Source organism: Arthrobacter silvisoli (genome assembly GCF_003369445.1).
Lineage (GTDB): Bacteria > Actinomycetota > Actinomycetes > Actinomycetales > Micrococcaceae > Arthrobacter > Arthrobacter silvisoli.
On sequence record NZ_QRCU01000016.1, the window covers coordinates 20,938 to 37,924 of the forward strand.

Genomic DNA, 16,987 nt, shown 5'->3' on the forward strand with positions numbered 1-16,987 from the left:
AGCTGAGCAGGCCCGCACGAACCCCACAGTAGTAACCCAGGAGCAACCATGGCTGTAGCCGTACGTGTCATCCCGTGTCTGGACGTCGACGCCGGACGGGTGGTCAAGGGAGTCAACTTCGAAGGCCTCCGCGACGCCGGCGACCCGGTGGAGCTTGCCCACCGCTACGACAACGGCGGTGCCGACGAACTGACGTTCCTCGATGTCACTGCCTCCTCCGGGAACCGCGAGACCACTTTCGACGTCGTGCGCCGCACGGCCGAGGAGGTCTTCATCCCGCTGACAGTCGGCGGCGGCGTGCGCGGCGTTACCGAAGTGGACAAGCTGCTGCGCTACGGCGCGGACAAGGCGTCCATCAACACCGCCGCCGTGGCGCGGCCGGACGTGATCAACGAGATCACCCGGCACTTCGGCTCCCAGGTGCTGGTCCTCTCCGTGGACGCCCGCCGTACCCGCCCGGGATCCGAGCCCACGCCCTCCGGCTTCGAAGTGACCACCCACGGCGGACGCCAGGGCACCGGGATCGACGCCATCGCCTGGGCCAAGGAAGCAGCGGACCGCGGGGTGGGGGAGATCCTGCTGAACTCCATTGACGCCGACGGCACCAAGGACGGCTTCGACCTCGAACTGATCCGCCTGGTCCGGGCGGCCGTGACCATCCCGATCATCGCCTCGGGCGGGGCGGGCGAGCCCGCGCATTTCCCGCCCGCCGTGGAAGCCGGGGCCGACGCCGTCCTGGCCGCCTCCGTTTTCCACTTCGGCCCGGACGACATGATCGCCCAGGTCAAGGCAGCGATCCGTACGGCGGGATTCGAAGTCCGCTGAGGGCCCTGTGCCACAGACGACGGCGGGCCACCGGAAATCCGGTGGCCCGCCGTCGTCGTTAAGTCAGGAGCGGTCAGAGACCGACTTCGGCGGACTGCAGGAGCGCGACGGCGTCCGGCTGGCCTTCGAAGGTAACCAGCGCATGCCGGGTGCGGCCGTGGGCGTGCATCAGCAGTTCGCCCGGGTCGCCGACGATCGCGACCGACACCGGGGCCCGCTTGGCCACATGGCGCGGACCGGTGGGCCGCACCAGCACGATGCCGAGGTCCACGCCGCGATAGAGGATCGCGGCCCGCTTGATCAGCTCGTCCCAGAGGGCGTCCGAGTAGGCCTCGTCGAGGGCCCGGGGCGCCCAGCGGTCGCCGGCGCGGCGGATGTCCTCGGTGTGTACGAAATATTCGATGAGGTTGGAGGACTCGTCGAGGGCCTTGATCCTCAGCGGCGAGAGCGCCGGGGGACCGCTGCGGAAGGTGTTGACGAGCTCGGCGTAGGCTTCCGGTGAATCCAGCTTGGCCGCGAGCTTCGCGGTGGCCTTGTCCGAGGCCTTGGCCAGCCCCTTCACCAGCAGGCCGATCCCCACGGCTGCCTTCCGTTCGCGCAAATACAGGTGCGCGGCGAGGTCCCGGGTCTGCCACCCTTCGCAGAGCGTGGGCGAGTCAGGACCGGCCGCCAGAAGGGTTTCGGCCAATACTTCACGGGAGGGATCGACGAAATGCATCACTTGTGAAATTAGCACGAGAGCAGCCTCGATGCGCACTGGAACCGCCGCTGGAATCCCGGAGTCCCGAAGGCACTAGACTTGATCCGATGTCTGATCAGCCAGTACCCAGCACCGCCCTCGCCGCCGGCCCCCTCCCGGAGGAAATTGCCGCTGCCCTGAAACGCGATCCAGCAGGCCTGGTGGCCGCGATCATCCAGCAGCATGACAGCGGCGAAGTGCTGATGCTGGGCTGGATGGACGACGAAGCCCTGCACCGGACCCTGACCACGGGGCGCGTCACGTTCTTCTCCCGGTCCCGCCAGGAATACTGGCGCAAGGGGGACACGTCCGGGCATGTCCAGTTCGTCAAGTCGGTCGCCCTGGACTGCGACGGCGACGCCCTGCTGGTCCGCGTCGACCAGGTCGGCGCCGCGTGCCACACCGGAACCCGGACCTGCTTTGACGGCCGGGATCTCGGCGCCGTTGTTTCGGCGCGGTGACCGGCGCCCCCGACTAAGCCACCCCACCCCACCCCGACACAAGAAGAGGCGGAGAAGAATAGCCATGCAGGACCTTGGAATCATCAGCCCGGGCCTGGAGGAGTTCCGCGAACTCGCCGCACACAGCAGGGTCATTCCGGTCCGCCTGAAGGTGCTGGCCGACGCGGAAACCCCGATCGGGCTCTACCGCAAGCTGGCGCAGGGCCAGCCCGGCACCTTCCTGATGGAATCGGCTGCCGTGGGCGGCGTGTGGTCCCGCTATTCGTTCATCGGCGCACGTTCGCGCGCCACGCTGACGAGCAAGGACGGCCAGGCCCACTGGATCGGCGAACCGCCGGTGGGCGTTCCGGTTGACGGCAGCCCCGTCGACGCCGTCCGGGACACCGTGGCGGCGCTCCAGACCGAGCGTTTCCCTGACCTGCCGCCGTTCACCTCCGGCCTGGTGGGCTTCCTTGGCTGGGAAACCGTGCGCCACTGGGAGAAGCTGACCAGCCCGCCCGAAGACGACCTCCAGCTGCCCGAAATGGCGCTGAACCTCGTCACGGACATGGCCGTGCACGACAACATGGACGGCACCGTCCTGCTCATCGCGAACGCCATCAACTTCGACAACAGCTCCGAGCGGGTGGACGAGGCCTGGCACGACGCCGTCGCCCGGGTGAAGGCCTTGCTCGAACAGATCAGCACCCCCGTAGCGCAGCCTGTCTCCGTGCTCGCCAGCGAGGCTCTCGACTTCGCCTCCAGCGTGCAGGAGCGGTGGGACGAGCAGGAGTACCTGAACGCCATCGACCGCGGCAAGGAAGCGATCGTGGACGGCGAGGTGTTCCAGGTGGTCATCTCCCGCCGCTTCGAACTGGAGTGTTCCGCCGACCCGCTCGACGTGTACCGGGTGCTGCGCAACACCAACCCGAGCCCGTACATGTACCTGTTCAGCCTTGAGGACGCCGAGGGCCGGGCCTACACCATCGTCGGGTCCTCCCCGGAGGCGCTCGTCACCGTGAAGGACGGGGAGGTCATCACCCACCCGATTGCCGGTTCGCGGCCCCGCGGCAAGACCGTCGAGGCGGACAAGGCACTGGCCACCGAGCTGCTCGCGGACCAGAAGGAACGCGCCGAGCACCTCATGCTGGTGGACCTGTCCCGCAACGACCTCTCGAAGGTCTGCGTCGCAGGCACCGTGGATGTCACCCAGTTCATGGAGGTCGAGCGGTTCAGCCACATCATGCACCTGGTCTCCACCGTCGTCGGCGACCTCGCGCCCGGCGCCACCGCGTACGATGTCCTGAAGGCCACCTTCCCGGCCGGCACCCTCTCCGGCGCGCCCAAGCCCCGGGCGCTGCGGCTGCTGGATGAGCTTGAGCCGCACCGCCGCGGGATCTACGGCGGTGTGGTCGGGTACCTCGACTTCGCCGGCGACATGGATATGGCCATCGCGATCCGCTCGGCCCTGCTGCGCGAAGGCCGGGCGTACGTCCAGGCCGGCGGCGGCATCGTCGCCGATTCGCACAAGCCCGCCGAAGCGCTCGAAACCGTGAACAAGGCGGCAGCACCCCTGCGCGCCGCGCACATCGCCGCGTCCCTGCGTAACATCTCGGCCGAATCGGTCGACGGCGGCGCCGACGGTACGGGCGGCGGGGCAAGCGCGAAGTGACGTCCGCAGATGCCCGCGGCGCGGGAACGGAACGGGCCGTGAAGCCCCCGTTCTGGGCGCGCAAGGCAAACCTCGTGCTGGCCACGGCTGTGTTCGCCCTGGCGGTGTTCGGCACCACCACCCAAAGTTGGATCGACGTCCGCCTCGACCCCGCGGTCGCGGCCAACGCCGAACTCCACGTCCAGGGCAGCAAGGCGGCCACCGCCGTGACCGCCCTTGCCCTGGTGGCCCTCGCCGGGGGACTGGCGGCTTCGATCGCCGGCCGGATCGCGCGCTGGATCATCGCCGCGCTCGTCCTGCTGGCCTCGGCCGGAATCATCGTCGCGGCGGCAACGGTCCTCGCCGATCCGCTCGGTGCCGCCCAAGGCACCATCGCCGCCAGCACGGGCATTTCCGGAGGCGACGCCTCGGTGACCGCCACGCCCTTCCCGGTCCTCGCCGTCGTCGCCGCCTCGCTCCTGGCACTGTGCGCCCTGGCGCTGCCCGCGGCCGGCCGCTACTGGAAGGCGCGGACCAAGTACGACCGCGGGCAGGCCGCTCGCGGCGGCAGCGGCCCCGTCGATGAGATCGACAGCTGGGACAGCCTGTCGCGGGGCGAAGACCCGACGTAACGTGTGCGGGCCACGGCGCCGGCCGTGTCCCGGGGCCTGCCAATAAATGGCAGAATGTAAGCAGTATCCATCCTGAGGAGATTTCACCATGAGCAAAACCACCGTGTCCGCCAGCAAAGCCCCCGAAACCGCCGCCAGCCACAGCGACGCCATCGGCCACGGCAACAGCCCGGCTGCGTGGACTTGCGTGATTGTCATGCTCGTCGGGGCCCTCGTGTCCTCCATCGCTTTCGTCATCGCCAACACCCCGGTGTTCGTCGCCGGTGTCGTGGTCATGATCGTCGGCCTCGTCGCCGGCTGGGCGATGCGCAAGGCCGGTTACGGCGTCGGCGGCAGCAAGCTGAAGAACGCCGGCCACTGACTGTGACCGTTCTTGATGACATCATCGTCGGTGTCAGGGAGGACATGGCTGCCCGCCAGCGGCTGAGCAGCCTCGCCGAAGTCAAGGAACGTGCCGCGGCTGCAGCCCCGGCCCTCGACGCCTGGACCGCGCTCGGCGGGCCCGCGACGCAGCGCGATGAGCTGAAGGTCATCGCCGAGATCAAGCGGCGCAGCCCTTCCAAGGGAGACCTTGCCTCGATCACCGACCCCGCGGCCCTCGCCAAGCAGTACGCCGACGGCGGCGCCTCCGTGATCAGCGTCCTCACCGAGGAACGCCGCTTCAACGGCTCGCTCGCTGACCTGGATACCGTACGTGCCGCCGTCGACATCCCGCTGCTCCGCAAGGACTTCACGGTCGACGAGTACCAGATCTGGGAAGCCCGCGCCCACGGCGCGGACCTGATCCTGCTGATCGTCGCGGCCCTGTCCGACGCCCAGTTGCAGGAGTTCAGCGCCCTGAGCCACGAACTCGGCATGAATGTGCTGGTCGAAACCCACACGCCCGAGGAAATCGAGCGTGCGGCCGCCGCCCAAGCGCGCATCATCGGCGTGAACGTGCGCAACCTCAAGACGCTCGACGTCGACCGTTCCCTTTTCGCCTCGCTTGCCGGGAACATTCCGGCCGGCGCCGTCGTCGTGGCGGAATCGGGCGTGCGGAACGCCGACGACGTCGCACACTACGCGGGCAACGGCGCCCACGCGATCCTCGTGGGAGAGGCGCTGGTCAGCGACTCGACCCCGCGGGAACGCATTGCCGAATTCAAGGCGGCCGGCGCGGCCGCCATGGCCGTCAGCCGCTGACGCCAGCTCCCGGGCGGCGCTGCGCCGCCCGGGAGAACCCGAACCATCAACTGAACAGGACGGTGAGACCTTTGGTGGACGCACCAACATCCAAGCCGGAGCAGAATGCGGCCGACGCATTCCTGCAGGGCGGAGCTTCGCTGCGCAACGCGAGCGGGCCGTACTTCGGTTCCTACGGCGGGCGCTGGATGCCGGAGTCGCTCATCGCGGCCCTGGACGAGGTGCAGGACACCTTCGAGAAGGCCAAGGCCGATCCCGAGTTCATTGCCCAGCTCAATGACCTGAACAAGAACTACTCGGGCCGTCCTTCCCTGCTTACCGAAGCCAAGCGTTTCTCCCAGCACGCCGGCGGCGCCCGGATCTTCCTCAAGCGCGAAGACCTCAACCACACCGGTTCGCACAAGATCAACAACGTCCTCGGCCAGGCCCTCCTCGCCAAGCGCATGGGCAAGACGCGCGTGATCGCCGAAACCGGCGCCGGCCAGCACGGTGTTGCCAGTGCCACTGCAGCAGCCCTGCTCGGCCTGGAATGCGTCGTCTACATGGGTGCCGAAGACTGCCGCCGCCAGGCCCTCAACGTGGCCCGCATGCAGTTGCTCGGCGCCACGGTGGTCCCGGTGACCAACGGCTCCCAGACCCTCAAGGACGCGATCAACGACGCCCTCCGCGACTGGGTCACCAACGTCGAAAACACCCACTACCTGCTGGGTACCGCGGCCGGCGCCCACCCCTTCCCGGCCATGGTGCGCTTCTTCCACGAGGTCATCGGCGAAGAAGCCCGCGCCCAGATCCTGGAGCAGACCGGCAAGCTGCCCGACGCCGTCTGCGCCTGCATCGGCGGCGGATCCAACGCGATCGGCCTGTTCCACGCCTTCCTGGACGACTCCTCCGTGAAGATCTACGGCTTCGAGGCCGGCGGCGACGGCGTCGAGACCGGCCGGCACGCAGCGGCCATCACGCTGGGCCGCCCCGGGGTGCTGCACGGCGCCCGTTCCTACCTCATGCAGGACGAGGACGGCCAGACCGTTGAATCGCACTCGATCTCGGCGGGCCTGGACTACCCGAGCGTCGGCCCGGAGCACTCCTACCTCGCCGATATCGGCCGCGTCAGCTGCACTCCTACCTCGCCGATATCGGCCGCGTCAGCTACGAACCCATCACGGACACCGAAGCGATGGACGCGTTCCGGCTCCTGTGCCGCACTGAAGGCATCCTGCCCGCCATCGAGTCTGCCCACGCCCTGGCCGGCGCCATCAAGGTGGGCCAGCGCCTTACCGAAGGCAAGGCAGACCCCTCGGAGGTCTCGATCATCGTGAACCTCTCAGGACGCGGTGACAAGGACGTCGAGACGGCGGCTGCCTGGTTCGACATGCTCGACGAGGACGGCAACGTCAAGGGCACCACACTTTCCACCCGCGCACCCAAGGGCCCGGCGGAGCGCAGCGCAGCAGAGGAACAGCGCAGCACGGAGGAGCAGAACTGATGAGCGAGAACACCGCCAGCAAGGCCGCGGCAGCGATCGACCGCGCCAAGGCCGAGGGCCGCGCCGCCCTCATCGGCTACCTGCCCGCGGGCTACCCGGACGTGCAGGCCAGCATCGACGCCGGCATCGCACTGGCCCGCAACGGCGCCGACCTCATCGAGATCGGCATCCCGTATTCGGACCCCGTCATGGACGGCCCGGTCATCCAGGCAGCCACCACCGAGGCGATCGCCAACGGCTTCCGCGTGGCCAGCGTCTTCGACGTCGTCGCCGGCATCACCGCAGTCACCGATGCAGCGGTCCTGGTCATGACCTACTGGAACCCTGTCATGCGCATGGGCGTGGACGAGTTCTCCCGCCGCCTCGCCGAAGCCGGGGGAGCGGGCCTCATCACGCCCGACCTCATCCCGGACGAGGCCGCCGAATGGATCGAGGCCTCGGACAAGTACGGCCTGGACCGGGTGTTCCTCGTGGCGCCTTCCTCCACGCCCGAGCGCCTGGAAATGACCGTCAAAGCCAGCCGCGGTTTCGTCTACGCGGTGTCCATCATGGGCATCACCGGCACGCGGCAGGCCGTCAGCGGCAGCGCCGAGAAGCTCGTGGCCGACACCCACGCCGCGGGCGCCGAACGCGTCTGCGTCGGCTTGGGCGTCTCCACCCCCGAGCACGTCCGCGAAATCGCGGCCTACGCCGACGGCGTGATCGTCGGCAGCGCCCTGGTTGCGGCTGTGCGCGACGGCGGCGTGGACGCGGTCGGGAAGCTCACCAAGGACCTCAGCGCCGGCCTCCGCCGGGAACCCGCGCAGGCCTGACCGGCGGCGCCCGGACAGCCAGCACCCTGACCGCAGGCACCCTCTCCCGCTGGAAACCCAGCGGAGCCCCAGGAAAAGGAACAACTTAAGCAGATGCAGAGCCTCCTCCACGCAGCAGCAGCCCCACTGAGCATTCCCAGTCCGGGCTGGTCCGGATTCGACATCCCGCTGCCGTGGGGGACTTTGCGCATCCACGCCTATGCGCTGTGCATCCTGCTTGGCATCATCGTGGGCCTGTGGCTTGCCGCGGTCCGCTGGAAGCGCCGCGGCGCGCCCGAGGGGAGCCTGTGGGACATCGCCATCTGGGCCATCCCCTTCGGCATCATCGGCGGCCGGCTCTACCACGTGTTCTCCTCGCCGGACGCCTACTTCGGCCCCGGCTTCGACGGTACGGGCGACCTCAGCCTGATCCCGCAGGTCTGGCGCGGCGGCCTGGGCATCTGGGGTGCCGTGGTCCTCGGAGCCGTCGGTGCCTGGATCGGCTGCCGCCGGCTCGGACTCAAGCTCACCGCCTTCCTGGACGCGGCCGCCCCCGGGCTGCTGCTTGCCCAGGCGGTCGGGCGCTGGGGCAACTGGTTCAACCAGGAGCTCTTCGGCGGTCCCACCACCCTGCCCTGGGGCCTGCAGATCGATCCCGCCAGCCCGAACTTCCCGGCCGGCATGCCCGCCGACACCCTGTTCCACCCGACGTTCCTGTACGAATCGCTCTGGAACCTGGCCGGCGTCGGGATCCTGCTGCTCCTGGACCGCCGCTTCCACTTCCGCCGCGGCCGGCTGTTCTGGCTGTACGCGATGTACTACACGCTCGGCCGGGTCTGGATCGAGGCCCTGCGGATCGACGACGCCGAGCAGATCACCTTGTTCGGGATCAGCACCCGCCTGAACGTCTGGACCAGCATTTTCGTCTTCCTCCTCGCCCTCATCGTCTTCGTCCTCCTCGGAATCCGGAGCGCCAAAACCCCGGATTCGGTGTACCTGGCCGGGCACGGACCGGGCCGCGACGTGACCACTCTCACCGGTCATGATTCGGACAGTTCTGTCTCAGATAGTGGTTCGCGTGGTAATCTCCCGGAGAAGAACAGTGATCTGACCCACCCCTCGGCGCCTTCGGACGCGGACGGGAAAACCCCCTCGGACACCCCATCGGAAGCCGCACCGCAGGCCGCCGGAGGCCCGGGGGAGGCCGGGTCCGAATCCGGGCCGGACGCAGGCAGGACCACCTAGCCGACGTCGCGGCCCTGGGGCACCGGGCTACCGCCAAGAACCCCCGCCACAGCGTCGTGGCACCTTCGTGACAATCGGGCAGCATACGATCGCCGCCAGGGTCAAGACGGGCCGGAGCCCATGCGTAACTCTTCGCTGCGCGTTGGTGGCTGGCCTACAATTTCAGTAATTCAGCGCTTTGTTGTGCCCATCACACGGCCGGCAAGGTGGGGCCAACGTTGTCCCTTCCATTCGCACGATCTCGAGGAAGGACGTCTTCATGACCCGTCTTCATCGCCCAAGCCAGACCGGAACGGTTGAGCCGCAGGGAGTCATCTCTCCGTTCAAGCGTTTCGCTGCGCTCCCGGAAGCCCGTGGCCTGTACAACCCGGAGCAGGAGAAGGACGCCTGTGGCCTGGCAATCATCGCCACGCTGCGTGGAGAGCCCGGCTACGACATCGTGGATGCGGCCCTGACCGCACTGCGCGCCCTTGAACACCGCGGCGCCGTCGGCGCTGACGAAGGAACCGGCGACGGCGCCGGCCTGCTGATGCAGATCCCGGACGAATTCTTCCGCGCTGTCACCGAGTTCGAACTGCCCGCTCCCGGCCAGTACGTGGTGGGTACCGCCTTCCTGCCGGCCGAGGGCCGCGAGGCGGAGACCGCCAAGGCCGGTATCGAAGGACTCGCCGCCGACGAGGGCCTGGCTGTCCTCGGCTGGCGCGAGGTCCCTGTCGTGGCCGACCTTGTCGGCGCCATGGCACGTGCCTGCATGCCGTACTTCGCCCAGCCGTTCTTCGCCTCCGCAACCGGCGAGACCCTGGACCGCAACGAGCTGGACTCCCGTGCCTGGCGCATCCGCAAGCGCGCCCAGAACAAGTTCGGCGTGTACTTCCCGTCCCTGTCCTCGCGCACCATCGTGTACAAGGGCATGCTGACCACCGCCCAGCTGGAGCCGTTCTACCCGGACCTGTCCGACAAGCGCTTCAAGACCAAGCTGGCGATCGTCCACTCGCGCTTCTCCACGAACACCTTCCCGTCGTGGCCGCTGGCCCAGCCCTTCCGCACCATCGCGCACAACGGTGAAATCAACACCGTCAAGGGCAACCGGAACTGGATGCGTGCCCGCCAGTCGCAGCTGGCCAACCCGCTGCTCGGCGACGCCCCGGAAGAGCTGTACCCGATCTGTACCCCGGGTGCCTCCGACTCCGCTTCCTTCGACGAGGTGGCCGAGCTCCTGTGGCTCTCCGGCCGCCCGATCACGCACTCGATCATGATGATGATCCCGGAGGCCTGGGAAAACCACGCCACCATGGATCCGGCACGCCGTGCCTTCTACGAGTACCACTCGCTGCTCATGGAGCCGTGGGACGGCCCCGCCGCCGTGTCCTTCACCGATGGCAACCTCGTCGGTGCCACCCTGGACCGCAACGGCCTGCGTCCCGGACGCTACTGGATCACCGAAGACGGCCTCATCGTCTTCGCCTCCGAGGTCGGTGTGATTGACGTCGAGCCGTCCAATGTGGTCAAGAAGGGCCGCGTGTCCCCGGGCAAGATGTTCCTGGTGGACACCGAGGCCGGCCGGATCATCGACGACGCCGAGGTCAAGGCGGAAGTGGCCGCCGCCAACCCGTGGGCCGAGTGGCTCAAGGACAACCTGATCGACCTCAACGATCTGCCCGAACGCGAGCACGTGCTGCACACCGCCGCGTCCGTGAACATCCGCCAGCGCACCTTCGGTTACACCACCGAAGAGCTGAAGATCCTGCTCGGCCCGATGGCCCGCACCGGCGCCGAACCGCTCGGTGCCATGGGCTCGGACACCCCGGTGGCCGTGCTGTCGAAGCGCCCGCGCCTGCTGTTCGACTACTTCGTGCAGTCCTTCGCGCAGGTCACCAACCCGCCGCTGGACGCCATCCGCGAAGAACTCGTCACCTCCCTCAAGTGCGCGATCGGCCCCAACGGCAACCTGCTCGACGTCGGACAGGTCCGTCAGCCGCAGGTGTCCCTGCCGTTCCCGGTGATCAACAACGACCAGCTTGCCAAGATCGCCAACATCGAAAACGCCGACGGCGACAAGATCGCCATGAAGGTCCGCGGCCTCTACCGCCCCGAAGGCGGCGAAGCGGCCCTGCGTGCCCGCCTCACCGAGATCTGCGAGCAGGTTTCCGGCGCGATCAACCGCGGCGTGCAGTACATCGTGCTGTCCGACCGTGACTCCAACGCGCAGTGGGCCCCGATCCCGTCGCTGCTGCTGGTCAGCGCCGTGCACCACCACCTGCTGCGCAGCGCAAACCGCACCAAGACTGCCCTGGTGGTCGAGGCCGGCGACGTCCGCGAAACGCACCATGTCGCCGTCCTGGTCGGTTACGGCGCCTCCGCCGTAAACCCGTATCTGGCCATGGAATCCGTGGAGCAGCTCATCAGTACCGGCGAAGTCGTGGGAGTCACTCCCGAGGACGGCGTCTACAACCTGATCAAGGGCCTCGGCAAGGGCGTCCTGAAGATCATGTCCAAGATGGGCATCTCCACCGTGGCCTCGTACACCGGTGCCCAGACCTTCGAAGCCCTGGGCCTGTCCCAGGAACTCGTGGACGAATTCTTCTCCGGCACGCACTCCCAGCTGGGCGGTGTGGGCCTGGACGTCATCGCCGCCGAAGTTTCGGCACGCCACCAGATGGCGTACCCGGAGGGCGGCATCGAGCAGCCGCACCGCCCGCTGCTCGGCGGCGGCGAGTACCAGTGGCGCCGCGACGGTGAACCGCACCTCTTCAACCCGGAGACGGTGTTCCGCCTGCAGCACGCCACTCGTGAGCGCCGCTACGACATCTTCAAGGCCTACACCCAGGGCATCGACGACCAGTCGAAGAACCTGATGACCCTGCGCGGCCTGCTCAAGTTCAAGGACGGCCTCCGCCAGCCGGTGCCGCTCGAGGAAGTCGAGCCGGTCTCCAGCATCGTCAAGCGTTTCTCCACCGGTGCGATGAGCTACGGCTCCATCTCCAAGGAAGCCCACGAAACCCTTGCCATTGCCATGAACCGCTTGGGAGCCAAGTCCAACACCGGTGAAGGCGGCGAGGACGTGGACCGCCTGCTGGATCCGGAGCGCCGTTCTGCCATCAAGCAGATCGCGTCCGGACGTTTCGGCGTGACCAGCCTGTACCTGAGCAACGCCGAGGACATCCAGATCAAGATGGCCCAGGGCGCCAAGCCCGGCGAGGGCGGCCAGCTCATGGCCCAGAAGGTGTACCCGTGGGTTGCGCGCACCCGCCACTCGACTCCCGGCGTCGGGCTCATCTCCCCGCCCCCGCACCACGACATCTACTCGATCGAGGACCTCGCGCAGCTCATCTACGATGCCAAGCGCGCGAACCCCTCGGCGCGGGTGCACGTGAAGCTGGTGTCCGAGGTTGGCATCGGCACGGTGGCGTCCGGCGTGACCAAGGCGAAGGCCGACGTCGTGCTGGTTTCCGGTCACGACGGCGGAACCGGAGCCTCGCCGCTGAACTCGCTCAAGCACGCGGGTGTTCCGTGGGAGCTCGGCCTTGCCGAGACCCAGCAGACCCTCATGCTCAACGGCTTGCGCGACCGTGTGGTGGTTCAGGTGGACGGCCAGCTCAAGACCGGCCGCGACGTCGTCATCGCCGCCCTGCTGGGCGCCGAAGAGTACGGCTTTGCCACCGCTCCGCTGGTGGTTTCGGGCTGCATCATGATGCGCGTCTGCCACCTGGACACCTGCCCTGTGGGCGTGGCCACGCAGAATCCGGAGCTGCGCTCCCGCTTTACCGGCAAGCCCGAATTCGTGGTCAACTTCTTCGAATTCCTTGCCGAAGAAGTGCGCGAACTGCTGGCCGAGCTAGGCTTCCGCAGCCTCGAAGAGGCCATCGGCCACGCCGAGATGCTCGACTCCCGTGACGCGATCGACCACTGGAAGGCCGACGGACTGGACCTCGATCCGATCCTGCACGGCCTTGAGTTCGACGACGACGTTCCGCTGCGCAACCTGACCGGCCAGAACCACGAGCTGGACAAGCACTTCGACCAGCGGCTCATCACCATGGCCGCCGAGGCGCTCAGCGACCGTTCGCCGGTCAAGATCTCCCTCGATGTCATCAACACGGACCGCTCGGTCGGCACGATGCTCGGACACGTGGTGACCAAGACCTTCGGCACCGACGTGCTGGCCACGGACACGATCGACATCACGCTGAACGGCACCGCCGGCCAGTCCCTGGGCGCCTTCCTGCCCGCAGGCATCACCCTGCGCATGTTCGGCGACTCCAACGACTACGTCGGCAAGGGTCTCTCGGGCGGCCGGATCATCGTCCGCCCGGACCGCAACAACGTGTTCCAGGCCGAACGCAACGTCATCGCCGGCAACGTGATCGGCTACGGCGCAACGAGCGGCGAACTGTACCTGCGCGGCCAGGTGGGCGAACGCTTCCTGGTCCGCAACTCCGGTGCCACCGCCGTCGTCGAAGGCATCGGCGACCACGGCTGTGAGTACATGACCGGTGGCCAGACCCTGATCATCGGCCGCACCGGCCGCAACTTCGGCGCCGGCATGTCCGGCGGCACCGCCTACGTGCTGGACCTGCAGCCCGCGCGCGTCAACAAGGAAGCCCTGGACTCCGGCGAGCTCCAGCTCCTTGAACTCGACGCCGAGGACCGTGACATCGTGCACGGCCTGCTGGTCAAGCACCTGGAGGAAACCGAATCTGTCCTGGCTGGCCGCCTGCTCGAGAACTTCGACGACACGGCCGCCCGCATCACCAAGGTATTGCCGCGCGACTACGCTGCAGTCCTGCAGACCCGTCTCTCCGCCATCGAAGAGGGCCTCGACCCCGACGGCGAAGAAGTCTGGTCCCGAATTCTGGAGGTAACCGGTGGCTGATCCACGCGGATTCTTGAAAGTCCGGCAGCGCGAAACGCAGCCACGCCGCCCCGTTCCGGTCCGCATCATGGACTGGAAGGAAGTGTACGAAGCCCAGGACAAGGGCGTGCTCAAGAGCCAGGCCGGCCGATGCATGGACTGCGGCGTGCCGTTCTGCCACCAAGGCTGTCCTCTCGGGAACCTGATCCCCGAATGGAACGACCTCACGTGGCGGGGCAAGGGCGAGGAAGCCATCGAACGCCTGCACGCCACGAACAACTTCCCGGAGTGGACCGGCCGCCTGTGCCCGGCCCCCTGCGAGGCGTCCTGCGTGCTGGGGATCAACCAGCCCGCGGTCACCATCAAGCAGGTGGAGGTCTCGATCATCGACGAGGCCTTCGAAAACGGCTGGGTCCAGCCGTTGCCGCCCACCCGCCTTTCCGGCAAGACCGTCGCGGTGGTCGGTTCCGGCCCCGCCGGGCTCGCCGCTGCCCAGCAGCTGACCCGCGTCGGCCACACCGTCGCCGTCTACGAGCGTGACGACAAGATCGGCGGCCTGCTGCGCTACGGCATCCCCGACTTCAAGATGGAGAAGGAACAGGTCGACCGCCGCATCGAGCAGATGAAGGCCGAAGGCACCCGTTTCCGCACCGGCGTGAACGTCGGCACCGACGTCACCTGGGAGCAGCTGCGCCGCCGTTACGACGCCGTCGTCATCGCCACCGGTGCCACGGTGCCGCGCGACCTGCCCATCCCGGGCCGCGAGCTTGAGGGCATCCACTTCGCCATGGACTACCTGGTTCCGGCCAACCGCGCGGTTGCGGGGGAGAAGATCGAACACCAGATCGACGCCCGCGGCAAGCATGTGGTGATCCTGGGCGGCGGCGACACCGGTGCCGACTGCCTCGGCACCGCGCATCGCCACGGCGCCGCTTCCGTTACCACCCTGGCGATCGGCAAGCAGCCGCCGCTGGAGCGCGCAGCGCACCAGCCGTGGCCGACTTTCCCGACGCTGTTCGAGGTCGCAAGCGCCCACGAAGAAGGCGGGGAGCGCACATACTTGGCGTCCACGGTCGGCTTCGTCGGAGAAAACGGCCGGCTCACCGGTGTCAAGGTTGCCGAGACCGAGTTCGTGGACGGCAAGCGCCTGCCCAAGGCCGGCACCGAGCGCGTTATCCGGGCCGACCTGGTCTTCCTCAGCCTGGGCTTCACCGGGGCCGAACCGGCCGGCATCACCGAGCAGGTGCACGCCGAGTTCGACGGCCGCGGAAACGTGGCCCGCGACGGCTATTACATGACCAACACCGAAGGGGTCTTCGTGGCCGGCGACGCCGGACGCGGACAGTCCCTCATCGTCTGGGCGATCGCCGAAGGGCGCGCCTGCGCGGCCGCCGTCGACAAGCACCTCATGGGAAGCACCATCCTCCCGGCGCCCGTCGCTCCTACGGACCGGGCGATCTCTGTCCTTTAGGCACCGCAAATTCCCCATCCACATCCAGCAGCACAATTACTAGGGTAGGTATATGAGACGCGCGAAAATCGTGGCAACCTTCGGCCCGGCCATCTCCAGCTTCGACAACACCCTCGCGGTGCTCGAAGCCGGCGTCGATGTCGCCCGCATGAACATGAGCCACGGCGACTACTCCGTTCACGACAACACTTACGAGAACGTCCGCAAGGCCTCCGCCCAGTTGCACAAGCCGGTCGCCATCATGGCCGACCTGCAGGGACCGAAGATCCGCCTGGGCCGTTTCGTCGACGGCCCGCACGCCCTTGAGGTGGGTGACACGTTCACCATCACCACCGAGGACGTCCCCGGAACCAAGGAGATCTGCTCCACCACGCTGAAGAGCCTCACCGAGGACGTCAAGGTCGGAGACACCCTCCTGATCGACGACGGCAAGGTTTCCCTGCGCGCCACCGCCGTTGACGACATCAAGGTCGTCGCCACGGTCACCGTGGGCGGCATGGTGTCCAACAACAAGGGCATCAACCTGCCCGGCGTCGCCGTCAACGTCCCCGCACTGAGCGAAAAGGACGAGGACGACCTCCGCTGGGCCATCAAGCGCGGGGTCGACCTCGTGGCCCTGTCCTTCGTGCGTGACGCCGCCGACATCAAGCGCGTGCACGAGATCATGGACGAAGAAGGCCGTCGCGTGCCGGTGATCGCCAAGATCGAAAAGCCGCAGGCCGTGGAACAGCTGCACGAGATCATCGACGCGTTCGACGCGATCATGGTGGCCCGTGGCGACCTCGGCGTCGAACTGCCGCTCGAAGAGGTCCCGATCGTCCAGAAGCGCGCCATCGAGCTGGCCCGCCGCTGGGCCAAGCCGGTCATTGTGGCCACCCAGGTCCTCGAATCCATGATCGACAACCCGCGCCCCACCCGCGCCGAGGCGTCCGACTGCGCCAATGCCGTCCTCGACGGCGCCGACGCCGTCATGCTCTCCGGCGAGACCAGCGTGGGCAAGTACCCGATCGAAACCGTCAAGACCATGGCGCGGATCATCGAGTCCACCGAAGAGCACGGCCTGGAGCGCGTACCCCCGCTGGGCACCAAGCCCAAGACCCGCGGTGGCGCCATCACCCGTGCCGCCGTCGAGATCGCCGACCAGCTGGAAGCGAAGTACATCTGTACCTTCACCCAGTCCGGCGACTCCGCACGCCGCCTGTCCCGCCTGCGCCCGATCAAGCCGGTCTTCGCCTTCACGCCGGTGGAGCACGTGTGGAACAGCTTGGCCCTCACTTGGGGCATCCAGCCGGTGCTGGTCTCCACCGTGGACCACACGGACGCCATGACCGCACAGGTCGACCGCAGCCTGCTGGACATGAAGCTCGTCGAGAACGGCGACCTCGTGGTCATCGCGGCCGGTTCGCCCCCCGGACAGGCTGGTTCCACCAACTCCCTGAAGGTTCACAAGGTGGGCGACCTCGCCGACACCTCCAAGGCCAGCTCGGAGCGCAAGGAAAAGCTCGGCCCGTGGCCTGAAAAGAAGAAGAAGAAGACGGCCGCCAAGGCCTGATCTTTTCGATCACGCAAGGGAGGCTCCCGCCGGTTGGCGGGGGCCTCTTTGCTGTATCGACATTTGGTTCCCCGGCTGGACCGCGCGGGTACGCGGAAGGGCGCCCGGCCGCCGTCGAGCGATT

General features: G+C 67.7%; 12 protein-coding genes and 1 pseudogene. 12 read left to right on the plus strand and 1 reads right to left on the minus strand.

Going from position 1 to position 16,987, the window contains the following annotated elements; all coding sequences use genetic code 11:
* Nucleotides 1-48 precede the first annotated feature (48 nt).
* The gene (gene hisF / locus DWV11_RS03070) at nt 49-825 is read left to right on the plus strand and encodes an imidazole glycerol phosphate synthase subunit HisF (protein WP_115787429.1); all 777 of its coding nucleotides are present in this window, start codon (nt 49-51) and stop codon (nt 823-825) included.
* 73 nt (nt 826-898) lie between these two features.
* Here hisF and DWV11_RS03075 read toward each other — a convergent pair whose 3' ends face one another.
* Nucleotides 899-1,543 carry a TIGR03085 family metal-binding protein gene (locus DWV11_RS03075; protein WP_115787430.1) on the minus strand — a complete coding sequence of 215 codons (645 nt, stop codon included), beginning with the start codon at nt 1,541-1,543 and terminating at the stop codon, nt 899-901.
* 89 nt (nt 1,544-1,632) lie between these two features.
* Between DWV11_RS03075 and hisI the strand changes: the two genes are divergently transcribed.
* The 11 genes and pseudogenes from hisI to pyk all read left to right on the plus strand — a co-directional run bounded on the left by hisI (nt 1,633) and on the right by pyk (nt 16,863).
* Nucleotides 1,633-2,025, plus strand: a complete 393-nt coding sequence (hisI, locus tag DWV11_RS03080; RefSeq protein WP_115787431.1) for a phosphoribosyl-AMP cyclohydrolase — start codon at nt 1,633-1,635, stop codon at nt 2,023-2,025.
* Nucleotides 2,026-2,089: 64 nt separating this feature from the next.
* On the plus strand, nt 2,090-3,676 hold the full coding sequence (locus DWV11_RS03085) for an anthranilate synthase component I (RefSeq protein WP_115787432.1): 1,587 nt from the start codon (nt 2,090-2,092) through the stop codon (nt 3,674-3,676).
* A gap of 38 nt (nt 3,677-3,714) precedes the next feature.
* On the plus strand, nt 3,715-4,287 hold the full coding sequence (locus tag DWV11_RS03090; protein WP_115787433.1) for a Trp biosynthesis-associated membrane protein: 573 nt from the start codon (nt 3,715-3,717) through the stop codon (nt 4,285-4,287).
* A gap of 88 nt (nt 4,288-4,375) precedes the next feature.
* Nucleotides 4,376-4,648, plus strand: a complete 273-nt coding sequence (locus tag DWV11_RS03095) for an HGxxPAAW family protein (protein WP_115787434.1) — start codon at nt 4,376-4,378, stop codon at nt 4,646-4,648.
* A gap of 2 nt (nt 4,649-4,650) precedes the next feature.
* Nucleotides 4,651-5,469, plus strand: a complete 819-nt coding sequence (gene trpC / locus DWV11_RS03100) for an indole-3-glycerol phosphate synthase TrpC (RefSeq protein ID WP_115787435.1) — start codon at nt 4,651-4,653, stop codon at nt 5,467-5,469.
* Between the two features lie 71 nt (nt 5,470-5,540).
* Nucleotides 5,541-6,952: pseudogene (trpB, locus tag DWV11_RS03105) on the plus strand (tryptophan synthase subunit beta).
* Nucleotides 6,952-7,764 (plus strand): tryptophan synthase subunit alpha, encoded by an 813-nt coding sequence (gene trpA, locus DWV11_RS03110; protein ID WP_115787436.1) that lies wholly within the window; start codon nt 6,952-6,954, stop codon nt 7,762-7,764. The pseudogene trpB and the gene trpA overlap by 1 nt, the downstream one beginning before the upstream one ends.
* Nucleotides 7,765-7,857: 93 nt before the next feature.
* A complete protein-coding gene (lgt, locus tag DWV11_RS03115) occupies nt 7,858-8,988 on the plus strand; it encodes a prolipoprotein diacylglyceryl transferase (protein WP_115787437.1) in 1,131 nt (376 codons plus the stop codon).
* 259 nt (nt 8,989-9,247) lie between these two features.
* A complete protein-coding gene (gene gltB / locus DWV11_RS03120) occupies nt 9,248-13,861 on the plus strand; it encodes a glutamate synthase large subunit (protein WP_115787438.1) in 4,614 nt (1,537 codons plus the stop codon).
* Entirely contained in the window at nt 13,854-15,311 is a 1,458-nt protein-coding gene (locus tag DWV11_RS03125; protein ID WP_115787439.1) for a glutamate synthase subunit beta, read from the plus strand. Before gltB ends, DWV11_RS03125 begins: the two co-directional genes overlap by 8 nt.
* Nucleotides 15,312-15,363: 52 nt before the next feature.
* Nucleotides 15,364-16,863 carry a pyruvate kinase gene (gene pyk, locus DWV11_RS03130; protein WP_115787440.1) on the plus strand — a complete coding sequence of 500 codons (1,500 nt, stop codon included), beginning with the start codon at nt 15,364-15,366 and terminating at the stop codon, nt 16,861-16,863.
* Nucleotides 16,864-16,987: the final 124 nt, after the last annotated feature.